Source organism: Sphaerospermopsis sp. FACHB-1194, from assembly GCF_014696235.1.
In the GTDB taxonomy this organism is placed as follows: domain Bacteria; phylum Cyanobacteriota; class Cyanobacteriia; order Cyanobacteriales; family Nostocaceae; genus Sphaerospermopsis; species Sphaerospermopsis kisseleviana.
Genome location: NZ_JACJPU010000006.1, coordinates 79,882 through 96,642 on the forward strand (window position 1 = coordinate 79,882; position 16,761 = coordinate 96,642).

Annotated in this window: 24 protein-coding genes and 2 pseudogenes; 13 read left to right on the top strand and 13 right to left on the bottom strand. The window is 32.7% G+C overall.

The features are described 5' to 3' along the window. Nucleotides 1-7: 7 nt before the first annotated feature. Together H6F45_RS05530 and H6F45_RS05535 are read right to left on the bottom strand one after the other, a co-directional pair. The gene (locus H6F45_RS05530) at nucleotides 8-349 is read right to left on the bottom strand and encodes a XisI protein (RefSeq protein WP_096571743.1); all 342 of its coding nucleotides are present in this window, start codon (nucleotides 347-349) and stop codon (nucleotides 8-10) included. Then, a pseudogene (locus H6F45_RS05535) lies at nucleotides 334-753 on the bottom strand (XisH family protein). Before H6F45_RS05535 ends, H6F45_RS05530 begins: the two are co-directional and overlap by 16 nt. Nucleotides 754-1,164: 411 nt before the next feature. Here H6F45_RS05535 and H6F45_RS05540 point away from each other — a divergent pair. From H6F45_RS05540 to H6F45_RS05550, 3 genes are all read left to right on the top strand, one after another. Next, a complete protein-coding gene (locus H6F45_RS05540; RefSeq protein WP_096571742.1) occupies nucleotides 1,165-1,524 on the top strand; it encodes a hypothetical protein in 360 nt (119 codons plus the stop codon). A gap of 81 nt (nucleotides 1,525-1,605) precedes the next feature. Then, a complete protein-coding gene (locus H6F45_RS05545) occupies nucleotides 1,606-1,947 on the top strand; it encodes a hypothetical protein (protein ID WP_096571741.1) in 342 nt (113 codons plus the stop codon). Between the two features lie 12 nt (nucleotides 1,948-1,959). Continuing rightward, nucleotides 1,960-2,376, top strand: a complete 417-nt coding sequence (locus tag H6F45_RS05550; RefSeq protein ID WP_096571740.1) for a hypothetical protein — start codon at nucleotides 1,960-1,962, stop codon at nucleotides 2,374-2,376. A gap of 174 nt (nucleotides 2,377-2,550) precedes the next feature. On the opposite strand, the gene H6F45_RS05555 is transcribed toward H6F45_RS05550, so the two are convergent. From H6F45_RS05555 to H6F45_RS05585, 7 genes and pseudogenes are all read right to left on the bottom strand, one after another. After that, complete coding sequence (locus H6F45_RS05555; RefSeq protein WP_096571739.1) at nucleotides 2,551-3,075, bottom strand: transposase; 525 nt, start codon at nucleotides 3,073-3,075, stop codon at nucleotides 2,551-2,553. Between the two features lie 391 nt (nucleotides 3,076-3,466). Beyond that, nucleotides 3,467-3,703 (bottom strand): type II toxin-antitoxin system HicB family antitoxin, encoded by a 237-nt coding sequence (locus tag H6F45_RS05560; protein WP_190346692.1) that lies wholly within the window; start codon nucleotides 3,701-3,703, stop codon nucleotides 3,467-3,469. Nucleotides 3,704-3,745: 42 nt separating this feature from the next. Further along, nucleotides 3,746-4,090, bottom strand: coding sequence for a XisI protein (locus H6F45_RS05565; RefSeq protein ID WP_347237708.1), 345 nt, complete (start codon nucleotides 4,088-4,090; stop codon nucleotides 3,746-3,748). Nucleotides 4,091-4,314: 224 nt separating this feature from the next. Further along, the gene (locus H6F45_RS05570) at nucleotides 4,315-4,563 is read right to left on the bottom strand and encodes a hypothetical protein (RefSeq protein WP_190346693.1); all 249 of its coding nucleotides are present in this window, start codon (nucleotides 4,561-4,563) and stop codon (nucleotides 4,315-4,317) included. Then, nucleotides 4,563-4,715, bottom strand: a complete 153-nt coding sequence (locus tag H6F45_RS05575) for a hypothetical protein (protein ID WP_242052558.1) — start codon at nucleotides 4,713-4,715, stop codon at nucleotides 4,563-4,565. The genes H6F45_RS05570 and H6F45_RS05575 overlap by 1 nt, the downstream gene beginning before the upstream one ends. 115 nt (nucleotides 4,716-4,830) lie before the next feature. Continuing rightward, a complete protein-coding gene (locus H6F45_RS05580; RefSeq protein ID WP_137669229.1) occupies nucleotides 4,831-5,172 on the bottom strand; it encodes a XisI protein in 342 nt (113 codons plus the stop codon). Then, nucleotides 5,157-5,576, bottom strand: a pseudogene (locus H6F45_RS05585) (XisH family protein). The gene H6F45_RS05580 and the pseudogene H6F45_RS05585 overlap by 16 nt, the downstream one beginning before the upstream one ends. A gap of 752 nt (nucleotides 5,577-6,328) precedes the next feature. On the opposite strand from H6F45_RS05585, the gene H6F45_RS05590 reads away from it, so the two are divergent. Further along, nucleotides 6,329-6,844 (top strand): hypothetical protein, encoded by a 516-nt coding sequence (locus tag H6F45_RS05590; protein ID WP_137669227.1) that lies wholly within the window; start codon nucleotides 6,329-6,331, stop codon nucleotides 6,842-6,844. Between the two features lie 199 nt (nucleotides 6,845-7,043). On the opposite strand, the gene H6F45_RS05595 is transcribed toward H6F45_RS05590, so the two are convergent. From H6F45_RS05595 to acnB, 3 genes are all read right to left on the bottom strand, one after another. Then, nucleotides 7,044-7,775: an MAE_28990/MAE_18760 family HEPN-like nuclease gene (locus H6F45_RS05595; RefSeq protein ID WP_190346695.1), complete on the bottom strand. Its 732-nt coding sequence runs from the start codon at nucleotides 7,773-7,775 to the stop codon at nucleotides 7,044-7,046. Beyond that, nucleotides 7,772-8,869: a DUF262 domain-containing protein gene (locus H6F45_RS05600; RefSeq protein ID WP_190346696.1), complete on the bottom strand. Its 1,098-nt coding sequence runs from the start codon at nucleotides 8,867-8,869 to the stop codon at nucleotides 7,772-7,774. The genes H6F45_RS05595 and H6F45_RS05600 overlap by 4 nt, the downstream gene beginning before the upstream one ends. Nucleotides 8,870-9,046: 177 nt before the next feature. After that, the gene (acnB, locus tag H6F45_RS05605) at nucleotides 9,047-11,611 is read right to left on the bottom strand and encodes a bifunctional aconitate hydratase 2/2-methylisocitrate dehydratase (protein ID WP_190346697.1); all 2,565 of its coding nucleotides are present in this window, start codon (nucleotides 11,609-11,611) and stop codon (nucleotides 9,047-9,049) included. A gap of 147 nt (nucleotides 11,612-11,758) precedes the next feature. Here acnB and H6F45_RS05610 point away from each other — a divergent pair, with 147 nt between their 5' ends. From H6F45_RS05610 to H6F45_RS05650, 9 genes are all read left to right on the top strand, one after another. Continuing rightward, nucleotides 11,759-12,175 carry a XisH family protein gene (locus tag H6F45_RS05610; protein WP_137666305.1) on the top strand — a complete coding sequence of 139 codons (417 nt, stop codon included), beginning with the start codon at nucleotides 11,759-11,761 and terminating at the stop codon, nucleotides 12,173-12,175. Further along, a complete protein-coding gene (locus tag H6F45_RS05615; protein ID WP_137666304.1) occupies nucleotides 12,163-12,507 on the top strand; it encodes a XisI protein in 345 nt (114 codons plus the stop codon). Before H6F45_RS05610 ends, H6F45_RS05615 begins: the two co-directional genes overlap by 13 nt. A 785-nt stretch (nucleotides 12,508-13,292) precedes the next feature. Further along, nucleotides 13,293-14,177, top strand: coding sequence for an ATP-binding protein (locus H6F45_RS05620; RefSeq protein WP_137666303.1), 885 nt, complete (start codon nucleotides 13,293-13,295; stop codon nucleotides 14,175-14,177). Next, entirely contained in the window at nucleotides 14,170-14,385 is a 216-nt protein-coding gene (locus H6F45_RS05625; protein ID WP_137666302.1) for a hypothetical protein, read from the top strand. The genes H6F45_RS05620 and H6F45_RS05625 overlap by 8 nt, the downstream gene beginning before the upstream one ends. A gap of 7 nt (nucleotides 14,386-14,392) precedes the next feature. Continuing rightward, the gene (locus H6F45_RS05630) at nucleotides 14,393-14,602 is read left to right on the top strand and encodes a hypothetical protein (protein WP_168359197.1); all 210 of its coding nucleotides are present in this window, start codon (nucleotides 14,393-14,395) and stop codon (nucleotides 14,600-14,602) included. Further along, nucleotides 14,602-14,991, top strand: a complete 390-nt coding sequence (locus tag H6F45_RS05635) for a hypothetical protein (RefSeq protein WP_190346698.1) — start codon at nucleotides 14,602-14,604, stop codon at nucleotides 14,989-14,991. The genes H6F45_RS05630 and H6F45_RS05635 overlap by 1 nt, the downstream gene beginning before the upstream one ends. A gap of 182 nt (nucleotides 14,992-15,173) precedes the next feature. Continuing rightward, complete coding sequence (locus H6F45_RS05640; RefSeq protein WP_190346699.1) at nucleotides 15,174-15,386, top strand: hypothetical protein; 213 nt, start codon at nucleotides 15,174-15,176, stop codon at nucleotides 15,384-15,386. After that, nucleotides 15,373-15,645: a type II toxin-antitoxin system RelE/ParE family toxin gene (locus H6F45_RS05645; RefSeq protein WP_190346700.1), complete on the top strand. Its 273-nt coding sequence runs from the start codon at nucleotides 15,373-15,375 to the stop codon at nucleotides 15,643-15,645. Before H6F45_RS05640 ends, H6F45_RS05645 begins: the two co-directional genes overlap by 14 nt. Before the next feature lie 36 nt (nucleotides 15,646-15,681). Continuing rightward, the gene (locus H6F45_RS05650; RefSeq protein WP_190346701.1) at nucleotides 15,682-15,879 is read left to right on the top strand and encodes a hypothetical protein; all 198 of its coding nucleotides are present in this window, start codon (nucleotides 15,682-15,684) and stop codon (nucleotides 15,877-15,879) included. Nucleotides 15,880-16,088: 209 nt separating this feature from the next. Here the strand turns inward: H6F45_RS05650 and H6F45_RS05655 are convergent, their stop codons facing one another. Then, a complete protein-coding gene (locus H6F45_RS05655) occupies nucleotides 16,089-16,466 on the bottom strand; it encodes a hypothetical protein (RefSeq protein ID WP_190346702.1) in 378 nt (125 codons plus the stop codon). Nucleotides 16,467-16,761 lie beyond the last annotated feature (295 nt).

Here is a 16,761-nt window from a genome sequence, read left to right on the forward strand (position 1 = left end):
TCCTTTATTAAGCCACAGCAAACTCTGTAAACTTCCGAGTTTCTGGATCATGAAAAGCTAAAACAATATCTTCTTTTGGTACACCTTCCCTTAATAATTCATTTGCAATACCTTCCTCTGTCCAGTCTTCTTCAATGTAAATTTTATTGTTTTTAATTCTTACATGAACATGAGTTGATTTGAGTCTTTTATCTTCTTTCCAATCAACTGTTAACCAAAGATAATGATCATGGTTTTCATCAAATACTAAACAGGTTTCAGAATTATAATCAGGTGATTGATGAACTAATTGATCATATTCTGTAAGGATTTTCTTGATTAATTCTCGGTATTTTATGATTTTATCCATGATACAATTTCCTCCTTTTTATCATTAAAAACAATAAAATTCATTTGATGGCGTTGAATTAATGCTTGAATTGATTTCCTTTGAAAGAAAGTATTAAAGACTGAATTTTTTATTCCTAAATAAAGTTCATAATCTTTGTGAGAAAGTTCGAGAAAGTCACGATAGAGAAGATATTAACCTAAAGCATTTTGAAAATCATTCATTGGTGAAGGATTGATAAAACTTTTGATTTCAACAACAATTCTCCGGTTTTTTTGTTCTGCTAATAAAGTTTTTTCTGCTAATAAATCAGCATAAAGGTTATCATCTTCATATTCAAGTGTATAAGAATCAGCTAAAATTGTCCAACCATCTTTGATTAAAGCATTTTTAACTACATCGTGGTAGATGTCTTTCGCTGGCATTTTTACCCTGTATGTTAAGTAGTTATTTTGGCTAGTTAATATAATTATACTAATTTATTTAATAGGCGATCGCACTTCATTCTACTTATATTAAACAGCGATACCTTCGGTAAGCTACCGCTAACGCAGTTCCATGATCCCTGAAAAAAGCGATACCTTCCGTAAGCTACCGTGATCGCTCTCTCATCCTACCTACATCAAACAGCGATCTTGACCTCTCCCCCAACCCCTCTCCTGCAAGGAGAGGGGAGTAAATCTTCCTCCCCCTTCCCTCGTAGAGAAGGGGTTTGGGATGTTGGAGGAATGCGATCCTACTTAAAATTACAATAAATATATTGACACATAAATTACATCTGTGATATACCTGATTCTATCATATCTAATTTAATCAAATCTACTAGGGGGTATTTAATGTCAAATTTTGGATATTACTCTATTAAAAATGCTCTCAGCAAAGCTTTAGAATCTTTGCCAGATTGGAAAAGTTTAAACCCCTTTGAGAAAGGACAGCAAATTGATAAATCTTTTAAATCTCTCTTGAAAGATTTAATGGAACAATTTAAAATGAAGCCTGGTGTTGATTATGTTGATAATTTAGGCGATACTGAACCAATTACAGATTTTGTTGCTTTGTCACCAAAGGCAGATGATTTAATTCAAGGATTGTTAACTGGTAAAGTAGTAGCTATTTCAGAACATAGTAGAATTAGCAAATTAGGTAATCAATTTACTGTTAAAGCTCATTTTCGTGATCTGAGAAAGTCAGCTTAAATAATATTTATTCAATTTGTTGTCTGATATTTTAGACAATGCAAAACAAACTATATTCCAACAACTTAACAGGTAACATCAATGTTTGCAGAAAAGCCGAAATATTTTGAAGATGGAAATTTTATCTACGAGTGTAAATCTTCTCCTGATAATTTAAATAGTCCTATTAATCAAGGTAGTCTCAGAAAATGGATTAATGACTTAAAGAAGGTCTTAAAAAGAAGACAACCTACCGGCTTTCGTTATATATTTCCTGTGAATCGGTTAGATGAAAATAACAAAAGTCTTTTAGAACAACTGAAAACAGAATTTCCCAAGATAGATATACAATATTATGATTGTGATTCAGTTGATAGACTTGTAAAATCCCTGGAAAAAGTCAATAGTTTACCTGAATTAGTTGAATATATTAAACAAGCATAGGAATTAATATTTATGTCTCAATCTCTTCATTTTGCAAAACTTAAATCTTTTACTGAAGAGTTTACCAAAGATAGAAAACATGATGATATTTTACAAGAGTTAAAGAAAACTTTGGAGAAAGAAGAAACCGAAAATATTGATGAAACACTAGACAGTAAATTTACTGAAGATATAGAGACTGAATCTGTTATGATAAATGCCTCTATACCCGAAGTAAGTAAATTACTCACACGTGAATCAGAAATTTTATTACACCCTAAATCACAACATTACTTTGTTAATGAAACAATATGGGAGGTTATAAAAGAAGTTATTTTTAAAGAATCTAAACAAGTTGAACAAAAGGAAGATTTTTTTAGCATAGCAGAAGACTATGTAAAACTTAAAGAATATTTTGACAAAAAAATGTTAGTTTTTGAGGCTTCATAAATTTAGATAGTGGCACAGGCTTCTAGCCTGTGAACCTGCTAAAATCAACCCTGTGAAAATCCAAAAATCAACCCTGTGAAAATTTAAAAATCAAGCCTATAAAGTATTTTTAATTCTTTTTAGTGGATAACAGGCAGGATGCCTGTTCCACAATTCAAAATTAAATTATTTTAACTAAAATTCCTCCCATAAAAAACGATAATCTTCAGGAGTTTCTACTAAATTAGCTTTAACCGGATTTTCCCGAATATAATTCCAAGTATTCACAAACTCTTGATGATTTCTCATTATCCGATCATATCTTTCATCTTGCCACACAATGCCAATATGCTTCATAACTTTGGGAATTTGCTTAGAACTATAACTTTTAATGCTATGTACAATAATGCTTAAAGACCAATATTCATTTTCTGATTTAGATAAAGGCTGCATTAACCAATGAACATGATCTGGCATAATTGCTAAAGCAAAAGTACGATATCTAATTTGATTTTGATTTTGATTTTGACTAGCATCAAAAAATAAACAACAGTTTAAAACTGTTTGCCTTGCTTCATTATTTAATTCTAACTTATCCCAAGTTTTAAAAGTGACAAAATAAACAGATCCCGCTAATTCCCAATGGGGTAAACATCTTTTTTTGATGTCTAGTTCTGGATTATTTTCCACAGGTAAAAGTTTAGATTTTTCTATTTCCATAGTTTTCAGATGATGTTGTTCATGATATTTACAGTATATCTAAAGTCACATAATTATAGTTAATTAAGTTAAGTGGCACAGGCTTCCAGCCTGTGAAAATGTGAAAATCAGACCTGTGAAATGATTAAGTTTAATTCTTGTAAGTAGAGGTTCTTCGGTACTTTTTATGGAGAACCCAGTTCAAAATCATTGAAAGCCTTATTGTGTCGGCATTTCATTGAAAATATTGGGGCATAATCGTTTATGACCTTTACCCCGTAAGGGTTTTGTTGTTATCAATCTTCGATTACCATAAAATCTACGCAAGAACCTAAGTAGATAACAGGCAAGATGCCTGTTCCACAGTATTTTACTATATATTTCAGGTGAGTCCCTTCCTCAATTCATAGATTTATGATTGTTTTTCCTGTTCCTCAACTAACAAAAATTCATGTAATTCATTGATGGAAATAGGAGATTTATAAACATTATCTTCTGATTTATAAACATTTTCAAAAGATTCAATTGCTTCCTTTAATTTATTAACTGCATCTTCTTGAGTATCTCCCTGTCCAACAATACCATTTTCTAAACACAACCCCACCCAATAACCGGAACTTTGTCTGAGAACAACTGTGTAAAAGTTCATTTTTGTTTCCCTATAGATTAAATTTAGGATCAAGAGAAAGTATTAAGCAATAGCAAACTCTGTAAACTTCCGAGTTTCAGGATCATGAAAAGCCAAAACAATATCCTCTTTTGGTACACCTTCCCTTAATAACTCCGTTGCTATTCCTTCCTCAGTCCAATCTTCCTCAATATAAATCTTCTCATTTTTAATTCTCACATAAACCGAAATTGCTTTCACTCTTTTACGATTTTTCCAACCAATATTAAACCAAAGATATTGACTTCTTTGATCATCAAACATTAACACCTCATCTATATCAGGATCAGGTACTTGTGCCGAAATTCTTTCATATTCAGTGAGGATTTGTTTGATTATATTTTGATAATGGTTTAATTTGTCAACTATTAAAATATTTTTTATTTCTGTTAATGATACTTCTGTTAAACATACTGAAAGATTATCTTTCTCATTAGCATCTTGTATATTTTCCAAATATGCTAATAATTCCTCAATCTTCAAAAATTCCTCATAAGGTAAAACAGCAAATTGCTTTTGACCATTTTTTGTTAAAAACTCAGGATGCAGTTCTATCATTTTTTCACCTCTTTATATCCATAAGATTTTATAAACTAATCATCTGCTAAAGTTTCCAACTCATCAGAAATCAAATTTTGCCAATCTTCATCACAATGGGAATGTAAATGAATTGATGCTACTAATAATTCTGAAAATATTTTACCCTTTTGGCGATCGCTTAACTCAGAAAGTTGTAATTGATTAACTAAAGAAAGAACATTTTGGCATTCTTCCTGTAATTCCAGGAGTAACTGGTTCAATGTAGAATTTTCACTGCTGATTTTTTGATTTGCGAGTTTCATTAGTTTTTACCTAACCTTTTTAACGCTTGTTTGATACCTTGTTCAAAAGCTATAATTTCCTTTTCCCAATGGTTAATTAAACCTGTGTCTGGAAATTCTTTCTCTAATTCTAGCCTAATTTTTTCTTGGTGTTCAGCAATACGAGATTCCAAAGATGATATTGCTTTCTTAAAATGACTCTTCCCCATACAATATAACTTATAAAGTCCAGGTGAGTCTATCAAGACCCACCCTAACCTACATGATATCAAAAAAAGCCTGTTATTATTAAGCCACAGCAAACTCTGTAAACTTCCGAGTTTCAGGATCATGAAATGCTAAAACAATATCTTCTTTTGGTACACCTTCCCTTAATAACTCATTTGCAATACCTTCCTCTGTCCAGTCTTCTTCAATGTAAATTTTATTGTTTTTAATTCTTACATGAACATGAGTTGATTTGAGTCTTTTATCTTCTTTCCAATCAACTGTTAACCAAAGATAATGATCATGGTTTTCATCAAATACTAAACAGGTTTCAGAATTATAATCAGGTGATTGATTAACTAATTGATCATATTCTGTAAGGATTTTCTTGATTAATTCTCGGTATTTTATGATTTTATCCATGATACAATTTCCTCCTTTTTATCATTAAAAACAATAAAATTCATTTGATGGCGTTGAATTACTGCTTGAATTGATTTCCTTTGAAAGAAAGTATTAAAGACTGAATTTTTTATTCCTAAATAAAGTTCATAATCTTTGTGAGAAAGTTCGAGAAAGTCACGATAGAGAAGATATTAACCTAAAGCATTTTGAAAATCATTCATTGGTGAAGGATTGATAAAACTTTTGATTTCAACAACAATTCTCCGGTTTTTTTGTTCTGCTAATAAAGTTTTTTCTGCTAATAAATCAGCATAAAGGTTATCATCTTCATATTCAAGTGTATAAGAATCAGCTAAAATTGTCCAACCATCTTTGATTAAAGCATTTTTAACTACATCGTGGTAGATATCTTTCGCTGGCATTTTTACCCTGTATGTTAAGTAGTTATTTTGGCTAGTTAATATAATTATACTAATTTATTTAATAGGCGATCGCACTTCATTCTACTTATATTAAACAGCGATCGCTCTTCCATTATCCCTGAACACAGTGATACCTATGGTGAGCTTCGCTATCTCTCTCACAAACCATAACCAAACAGCGATCGCCTTAATTAATTCTGGTAATATTGTATTTCTGCGGTATTAGTTTCTGAAGACAATTTTAGTTTATGATCACCTTGTCTTGATTTGTCAGGAGGTTAAATAGGTTGTCGTCTGATGAGCTAGAATATATGTAGATTGTTGAATCTGATATTATTGATGATACAGTCGAGGTAGGTAGTGGTTGTGAGTGGAGAGGTACAGGAAGCGAACCGCAATGGGATAATCCCAAATCAACTAAGGCTTATGATCATATTATCCGTCATCATGGTGCAAAGTTAAAACCTAGTAATTTACAGGGTAGAGCATCTAGTAAAAATCAAGATCAAGGACAATGGTTAAATGATCAAGATTGGTTGAAATTGGAAAAGTTAATTCCCAAGTATTATGGAAATTATACTATTAAATTTAATCGTCCCATTGGTAGAGTATATCATACTGATGGCAGTGTTACAGAAAACGTAATTTATGCTCTAATTGGGAGAAATCCAGATGGTACAATTAAATATGCTTATCCGATAGTAAAGCCTAAATAAAATTAATAAAATTAATAAAATTAAGGAGTAATAATAATGAATAAAGTTGAGCAATTTAAAATCAGATTAGCAGAACGAAATTTAGAAAATTTTGCTGATCCTCCTGACGATCCTTTAGGAGAATTATCGCCTTTTGAATTAGGGTTAAGAATGTTCTGTTATGAATATGATCATAAAGTGATTGTAGAAATAGGGGAAACAAAATTTAATGTATTTTTTGACCCAGATATTTGTATGTTATTAGAGGAGAGATTAGCTGAACACATAGGAGATTTACACAGGGGTAAAACTATTCGTTTGGACTTTGTTGAAAGTTATTGGATCATGATTAAATTTGTACCTGTTGGTAATGAAATTAGTTGTTATTTAAGGGAGGTTGGTTATTCAACTGAGGAAAGATTAGTGATGTTGAATAAACAGCAAGTTGTGGATGAATTAAGGCGGTTTTTAACTGAATTGATGGATATGGCTGCTAATTTGGGTTATGTTAGTTTGGAGGATAAGGAGGAATTTATTAAACCTGCTTTTAGTGATTCCAAGGTTTTGGTATAGCGATCGCACTTCATTCTACCTACATCAAACAGCGATCGCTCTTTCATTATCCCTGAAAATAGCGATACCTACGGTAAGCTATCTCTTCGAGTCCCGTCAGGGATACGCTAACGCACCTGAACCATACCCAAAATGGCGATCGCATCCCATAATTTCCAAAAAGCAATGTATACTTTTATCCTGCGAGACTTTATATACCCTAACTATTTTCACTATTTTGCACATTAATCTGTAAATACTCTTTATTTGATATATAAGTTTCTACATTTTTTAATATTTCTCTTAAATAACAAATAACTCTTTTTTGAATCTTCAATAACTCATCAGCAGTAGCATCTCTACCAACTTCCTCAAATGACTTAAAACCATGTCCTAAATCATTTCTATTAGTTTTAATTGTCAGTAGATCAATCCCATCTCTAGTTTTGCTCTTATTAGTTTGGTATGAAAAACCATAAATTTTGGCAGTATTTCTTATTTCTTGTGCATCTACATTACCTGAAAATAGTCTTTTCTTATTTTCTTTCTTCACCAGAGCATCAAAGGTAACTGATACAATATCAACCGAAATATTTCTAAGATTTATCAAAAGAGAATCTGTTGATTGAATATCTTTATCCCTGACATGATTAATAACAATCTTTTTAATTTCTTCTCTCACGTCATCGAAAGAAACTCTTTGAGTTTTTAATTCATCAAAAATTGTTTCAATTGCATTACGCATTGTAGCTTCTACTAGGTTGTAGAGTAACAAATATCCTGTCGCTTTAAGAGTCTTTTCTAAATCATCATCTATTGGTTTTGTTTTGATATTGTTAGAATTACCCATACTTAATTGAATTGAACCTTGATCTAGGTTTTTTAAGAAGTAAAAATATTTACTAACTTCTTTGGCGCGTTCATCAAAATTTTGAAATAATGTACTTTTCATGAATTACCTAAAAGCTGATCACGAACATATTCAATACGACGAATGACTTTATTTTGAGAACTACTAGCATCAGATTTAGTTAATTTTTTAAAATCATCAGAATCTAAAAAAGCAGTAGATTTTGGCACTAAATTGGGATTTTCTCTTAACGCCAAAGCAATACCTACTGTAATAGATTCAAACTTAATTCTAGTTGTAGGTTCATAGCAGTCCTTAGTTTTTCGATAAATATGTAAAGAATTGGAGCAATATTTTTCTATAAATTCTAACATCACATAAAATTCATTTCTCATATCATTTATTTTTTGTAAATCAGATTTATTTTCCTGCTTTAAATATTCATCCAAAAATTCATGAACTTTGTTATCAAACTTGCCATAATTTTGATAATTATTTAAAAAGGCAAAAAAACGTAATACATATTCTTGTGGATCTCTTTTGTTAATTTCAGTGTCAGTAAAGGAACATAAATCTCTAAACAGTTGATTTTTTGAAAGTTCTTCAATTAAATCAAGACACTTTCCTGGTTGACCTCCTCTACGTTTCTCCATTGCGTTTAATTCAAGACTTCCAGTATTAATTCTCTCGAAAAGATCCCTTCTAATCTCTTCATCTGCTTCTTCTGTTAATTGAATCATTCTAATAGTAGTTCTGTTAAAACGTCGTTGGCGTGGTAGTGGTAAATCTTGAAAAGTAAACCCATTCAGATGTTGTAATTTTTTAAGATTCTGTAATTGTAGTTGGTTTTTAATAAACTTAGATAAAGTACGAATACGTTGCGTACCATCTATAATTTCTAAACGGGCTAAATCCTCTGATCCTGATATATCCGCAACAAAAATATAAGGTATTGGTAAGCCTAACATTAGAGATTCTATAAATTTTGATTGTTTATCTTCATCCCAAGACATTTCTCTTTGATAATCTGGAATAAAAATTTCATTTTCACCTTCCTCTTTTCCATCTAAATATTTTTGAACAATTATCTCAATGGGGTATTCTAAAGTGTTGTAGTCAACACGCTTTGTTTTTTCACGGATTTCTTGTTCCGCATTTTCTTTGCGTTGATCTGTAATTTCTATTTGAGTTACCATATTTGACAATTTATTTTTGTTAATGTTTACAATTAGAGTTTTTTGATTGAGTGAATTAATTACATTTTACCACTGAAATAGGTGAATTTAGCTAGAGTAAAAAATCTTAATAATTGATGATTGAATATCAACGTCTTAAAATCAAGGTGAGTCCATCAAGACCCACCCTAACCTAAATTACACCAAAGCCGCCTGTTCCTCCTTACTAATTACCCTACCCTCATCCTCAAAACCAACAATTTGATCAAAATTCAAATAACGATACAAATTATCCGCAAAAGGATGGATTTTCTCACCCACAATATCCAAATATTCCTGCACATTAGGAATACGCCCCAACAACGCACAAACTGCCGCTAATTCTGCCGATCCTAAATACACTTGTGCGCCATTTCCCATGCGATTATTGAAGTTACGAGTAGAGGTAGAAAACACAGTAGTATTATCTTCCACTCTCGCCTGATTTCCCATACACAAACTGCATCCAGGAATCTCAGTTCTCGCTTTTGCACCTACGAAAACATCATACACACCTTCTACCTTTAATTGGTGTTCATCCATTCTTGTAGGTGGTGCGATCCATAACCGCGCTTTTACCTCTCCTGCACCTTCTAAAACCTTGGCAGTTGCCCGATAATGTCCGATATTTGTCATACAAGAACCTACGAAAACTTCCTGTACTGGATCATTCGCAACTTCCGATAATAACTTAACATTATCCGGGTCATTGGGAGCAGCAACAATTGGTTCTTTGATTTCATTCAAATCAATTTCAATTATTTCTGCATATTCCGCATCTCCATCGGCTGATAATAACACAGGGTTGGCTAACCATGCTTCCATTTTTGCTACTCTTCTCATGATGGTTCGCGCATCAGAATAACCCCGTGCTACCATATTTTTTAACAGGGCAATATTTGACCGCAAATATTCGGCAATGGTTTCTTCACTCAATTTAATTGTACATCCAGCACAAGAACGTTCTGCGGAAGCATCTGTTAATTCAAATGCTTGTTCTACTTTTAAATTGGGTAAACCTTCAATTTCCATGATCCGTCCAGAAAAAACATTTTTCTTGTTCTTTTTCTCGACGGTTAATAATCCTTTTTGGATGGCAACATAAGGAATAGCGTTAACAATATCTCTCAAAGTTATTCCTGGTTGCAATTCTCCTTTAAATCTCACTAAAACTGATTCTGGCATATCTAAAGGCATTACACCCAATGCACCTGCAAACGCAACTAACCCAGAACCCGCAGGAAAGGATATACCCAAAGGAAAGCGCGTGTGAGAATCTCCTCCTGTTCCCACTGTATCCGGTAATAACATCCGGTTTAACCAGGAGTGAATGATACCATCACCAGGACGCAAAGCTACACCACCACGAGAGGAGATGAAGTCTGGTAATTCTTGATGGGTTTTAATATCCACTGGTTTGGGATATGCTGCGGTATGGCAGAAACTCTGCATTACTAAGTCTGCACTGAAACCTAAACAAGCAAGTTCTTTTAACTCGTCTCTTGTCATCGGTCCTGTAGTGTCCTGAGAACCGACTGTAGTCATAATTGGTTCGCAAGATGTCCCCGGACGTACACCGGGTAAACCACAAGCCTTCCCGACCATTTTTTGCGCCAATGAGAAGCCTTTTCCGGTGTCTGCTGGTTGTTGGGGACGAATAAATAATTTGCTGGGTTCTAAACCCAAAGCTTGACGGGTTTTGTCGGTGAGGGTACGTCCAATTAATAGGGGAATGCGTCCACCAGCGCGAACTTCGTCTAAAATGGTGTCAGGTTTGAGGGTGAAGGTGGCAATCACTTCTCCTGCTTTGGTAATTTGTCCTTTGTAGGGGTAAATTGTGATTACGTCACCGGTTTCCATTTTGGTAACATCGCATTGTATGGGTAATGCACCTGCATCTTCGGCTGTGTTAAAAAAGATAGGTGCGATCGCCCCACCTAAAATATAACCTCCGGCTCGTTTATTGGGAACAAAGGGAATATCATTACCTAAATGCCATAATACAGAATTGATTGCAGACTTACGAGATGAACCGGTACCGACTACATCACCGACGTAAGCAACAGGATGTCCTTTTTTCTTCAAGTCTGCAATGGTTTCTAAACTTCCCGGTTGACGGGTTTCTAACATTGCTAAAGCGTGAAGGGGAATATCAGGACGGGTGGTAGCGTGGGTTGCGGGTGATAAGTCATCGGTGTTAGTTTCTCCAGGAACTTTGAAAACCGTAACGGTGATAGCTTCGGGGAGTGTGGGACGAGAAGTAAACCATTCTGCTGCTGCCCAAGAGTCTACCACTTTTTTGGCGTATTTGTTGGTTTTTGCTAGTTCTAATACATCATGAAACGCATCATAAACCAATAAAATTTTACTTAATGCTGTGGCGGCGCTTTCTGCTACAGAGGAACTGAGTAAATCAATTAATGATTGTACGTTATAACCGCCTACCATTGTACCTAGTAATTCTACTGCTTCTAGGGGAGAAACTAGGGGACTGGTAATTTCTCCTTTTGCAATAGCTGTGAGAAAACCTGCTTTAACGTAAGCTGCTTGATCTACTCCGGGGGGTATGCGATCGCGTAATAAATTTAATAATACCTCTTCTTCGCCTTTAGGTGGATTTTTGAGTAATTCACATAATTCTGATGTTTGTTTTGCGTCTAAAGGAAGGGGGGGAATACCTAATTGGGCGCGTTCTTGGGTATGTTGTTGATATTCTGCTAACATGATTTAGCTTTTCTCCTGCTATGTCTTGTTTTCTTTATTTTATTGTAAAAGAATTGTTACAGGAGTTACTGGTAAACGAATTTGTCAGATATAAACAGTTTATAGTTTATAATCAGATTATTAAAAATTTTACTAAATTTAACTTTTATGTCAGCCAGGGATACTTACCATGAAGCAATTAAAAATGCCTTAATCAAAGATGGTTGGATGATTATTCGTGATCCTTATACTATTAAATATGAGGAGATCCAATTATTTGCCGACTTATTAGCTGATAGAACTTTAGAAATTGAACGCAATGGACAACAGATTATTGTGGAAGTGAAGAGTTTTATCAGTCGTTCACCCATGCGTGAATTGGAAACAGCTTTAGGGCAATATATTATTTATCGTACCTTATTAAAGGTCATTCTTCCTGAAGCTAAAATTTATTTAGGAGTAAGTCGTGGTATTTATAAATCTTTCTTTTTACAAAAAGCGATTTCGTTTATTATAGAAGAAAATGGTTTAAGATTAATAGTTGTTGATTTGAATAAGGAGGAAATAATTCAATGGAGAAATTAAATCTATATCGCAATGTGATCAAGAAAATTCTCACAGAATATGAACAATTAGCATCACAAACACCTAATCCTGAAGGTGTTGATAGTATATTAGCATTTGATGAACAAAGAGATCAATATCTTTGGTTTCAAACAGGTTGGCAGAATGATCATAAAATTAGAGGTATTACTGTTTATGTGAGAATTAAAAATGAGAAAATTTACATTGAGGAAGATTGGACAGAAGAAGGTATTGCAACTGAGTTATTAAGGGAAGGTGTACCAAAGGAAGATATTGTTTTAGCTTTTCATGATCCTGAAACTCGGAAGTTTACAGAATTTGCTGTGGCTTAGGTTTTAATAATGTAGGTTATGATAGTGACACACAATATTTTTAATGAGTAATATCAACTGCGGTAGCAATATAAGTGAGTAGTAAAACTTGCTTGACAACCAATAAAAACATGATTGATTGTAATTTTTGTAAAACACTAAAGTGAGGTAATTATGAAAGTTGTTTGGAATTGTTTTTTAAAACTCTTTATTATCTTTTTTATGCTTTCTACATCGTTGATTATAATAGGTTTAGATTTTTATTATTACATAATTGGATTACTGATTATGTTAATAATATTTTCTTTGCGTTTATGTTTGGTTCATGATTGTAAAACTGGATGGGAAAACGGCAAAGATATATTCAAATCTTATATTAGTTTTGGTATAATAATTGTACGTAAAAATTGGGATTTTTGGACTAGCTTGTTAACATCAGAATTAATATAAAAATCTAGGACTTACGCACTGTACAAACTCACCATCATCTGCATGAACGAAAATCCGTCGTTTCAGGCTTTTGGCGATTAACTTCCGATCAATAGCGAACTGCTTGCAGCAGTGCTTCGCTATCGCTCAAAAATCATCAAAAAATCATGTTAAAGTACCCGAAACCCATACCCCATATTTGGTTGATCCTGTCAATGCGTAAGTCCTAAAATCATAAAAAGGTAGATGTATCTTTATCTACGCTTTTAAAAAAAAATATAAGAAATATTAAATTTTTATGATATGTGGCAATTAATTTTTGTTAATCGAGGTATAATACTTTATTGTCAAAATCAAATTTTTAACTTGTAAATCTAATGAGTAATGGGTTAATACAGTTAACATCTGCTGAAATTAGACATAAAATAAATCATCAGAAACTTTTTGGAGTAGATGATTTGTTTGAGTATCTTTTTAATTTCTGCAAAATCTGTTTAACAGCAGATCAAAAGCAAATTGAGAATTTTAGCTACTATGATTTAACACCATCAGTTTTACTTTATGGTGTTCCTAATACTGGTAAAACAACGCTATGTTATTCATTGTTTGATAAGTTAAAACGAGAAGTTACCCCTGAGATTAACTTTTATTATATTGATATAGGACGGATGCTTGATCCAGCTTTAGGTCAGTCTTCACGTAATATAGGAGATATTTTTGATGATTTAAAAAGTAAATGCAAAAAAGATTCTTCTGTATTTTTATTATTAGATGAATTAGATACTTTTTGTATGAGTAGAAGTAGAACTCAAGAACATGATGCTATCAGAAGAGCTATGACAACTCTCATGCTAGAATTAGATAAACTTCATCCTAGTAAAGATAACAAACTTTTGATTTTTGGAATTACCAATATTCCACAGTCAATTGATACAGCAGTTGTGAGGCGATTCTCTTTAAAAAAAGAGATGCAGACACAAATGGATGTAACTTCTTTTAACAATTATTTAGAAGTTTTGGGTGATACAATTAAATATTCTCCTGCTCTAGAAATCAAAAAACAGCTATATGATCTTTATCAACAAAGAAATTTAACTGCGGGGGATGTAAAGAATTTTTACAAAGAGATTTATATTGATTTTTTATGCAAAAATGTGGAACAAAGTCTAATTGAAAAGAAAATCATAGAACTCTTTTCACAAGGGTTTTCAACTTCTGAACATCTTGCAGCAACCAAAAAGGAGCTAATTGGTAATGACTGATCAAACTGATGAAGATAAGATGATGGAAAGACTACTCATTCATAAAAATATGATTGGCTGGTTGATTAAAAAACTGAAAGCAGAAGGAATTGAATGTCAAAGAACTACTGGTAATGATCCTAATGGAGATATATTATTGATTAATCCTGAAGATGAACCGAGAGTACAAGAAATGATTCGGAAAATACAACAAGAGTATAATCAATAATTACCTTATGAAATATATTGAAATAAAAGCCCGAAAAACAACTCTTTATCCAGGGGATGTAAAAGCAATTATATCCAAAGGTTGTGTCAGTGGAGTATTAACCACAGGTAGAATTTCAGATAATGCCAAAAAACTTTTAGATCAAGCTGGTATTGCTTGGGCTGAAAATATCGAAGAAAGACAATTTTTAGAATCTGAAGCGGAGGAATTTGAATAATGTTAGACATTAAGTTTTACAGCAAAAATGGTGAATTACCCATTACCATTGATTTCCAGCCTGAATTTTCTGAAAGACTTGCTAAATCAGATTTTTCAGAAATAGGAACATCCCGCAAACAAAAAATCAATATAGAAGATGGAGAAGCAGATGATATTGAAGTAGTTGATTTGGATAAGGGTAAAATCAGTAATCGAACAAGATTAATAGATTTTTTTAAAGAAGCAATTGTTGAAGAAAGTATAGCTATGCTAGAGAAATTAGGTGAAGGTGATACTCTACCCTCAAAAGAGGAATATAAGCAACAAACTTATACTCTGAGAAAGTTTCAGCAAATACTAAAAGTGTTAGAAAATTCTCAATATTCTTATCTACAAAGAGTTACTTAAAGTTATCGTTAACTTTTGGTGGTGATAAATAATGGTGCGTTAATTTAACGCACCTTAACACTAATATAAAAAATAATCCCATCCTGTAAATCCTTAAATCCTGGACATCCTGATATGGCTACGCCACGCTACGCTATCAGACAATATGCTATAATCAACCTAATGATTTAGGAGTAAAATCAATGCTACAAATCAATAAAAACTACGTATTAGATCAAAATCAAAAACCAATAGCGGTACAAATTCCTATTACCGAATTTGAACAAATAGAAGAAATCTTAGAAAACTATGGATTAGCAAAACTCATGGAAGAAGTAGAAACTGATGAAATTCTCTCTAAAAATGAAGCTATCCAATATTTAAACTCACTGAAAAATAACAATGTGGAAAGTTGAATACACCAAAAAATTTCTAAAAGAATTAGCTTCTTTACCTCAAGATATACAATCTCGAATAGAAGCAATTGTTTTTACTGAATTAGAAATAGAAAACCCCTTTGAATTAGCTTATCTTGGTAAAATGAAAGGTTACAAAGATAAATATAAAATTAGAGTAGGAGATTATAGAATCGGTTTAACTCTTAATCAAGAAACTCAAACTATTTTATGTCAACGAGTTGCACATCGTAGCGAGATATACAAAATATTTCCTTAAAACAAGAACTCAAAACTTATCAAGAGGGTTAAAACAATGGAAGATGAATTAAGAGACGAATATGATTTAAAAAGTCTCAAAGTTAGGAAGATGGGAGCAAAACGTAAAAGTTTTGGTAATACAGTCATCAAACTAGATGCAGATGTAGCAGAAATTTTTCCTACTGCTGAATCAGTTAATGAAGCACTGAGATTTTTAATTAGAATCACCAGAGAAAATCAAGTTACATTATAAATTAAATTCGGTAGGTTGGGTTGAAAAAACCCAACTTTTTTAAATCCTGAAAATCCTTAAATCCTGGACATCCTGATTCTGACAACCAAAATCAAGTCTGAAAACCCAATATTGTCATCAATTCCATCAAAGAAATAGTTAGATCCCAGACTTCTGGAAAAAGTCAGGGATCTGATGATAGTCGAAAGTTGTCTAGGAATTAACAGAAATCAACCAAACCAGTTAGAAGGTTGAAAACCTGGTTGAATTGTTTCACAAAGGTGTTGACTAATAAACTCTGCTTTTGCTTGCATGATTGAAAAAATCCCTTGGTGAATCAAGTTTTGTAGATGTAATTTTTGTTCTAAAGGATTACGGGATAACTTGTGATTGAAAAAACTCTCTTTGGGATTTTCAGCTAATAATATTTGACTCTCAGAAACTCGACTATCAACACCAGGAAGACGATCAATTACAAAAGAAATTAGCTCTTGACGTAAATCAGGAACTGCAAAAACCTGTTGATAAGGTTGGTAGGGGTATGTATGCAAAACACTTTCAATTTCACTAATAACAGATTGCTGTGTTAACTTAACTACGGTTTTCATTTGTTCTTATCTCCTTTTCCATGCAAATAAATGATTGGTGCAACAAAACATTTATCTCAATAGCAATTTGGTAATGATAAGCAGTGATCACCCTTTCCCACACCATACCCGACACCCCCAATTCAAGATTTAATCTTGGCAAGATATCAGATGATTCAAAGTTGATGATATTTAGTTGTAATTTATACCTATTTAAAGATGTTATTTTCAAATAGGAATCCAGCTACTGCTTAATTACCGATGTTAGAGCTATACAAATATAATTATTTCATATTTACGCTATTTTGGTGAAAAA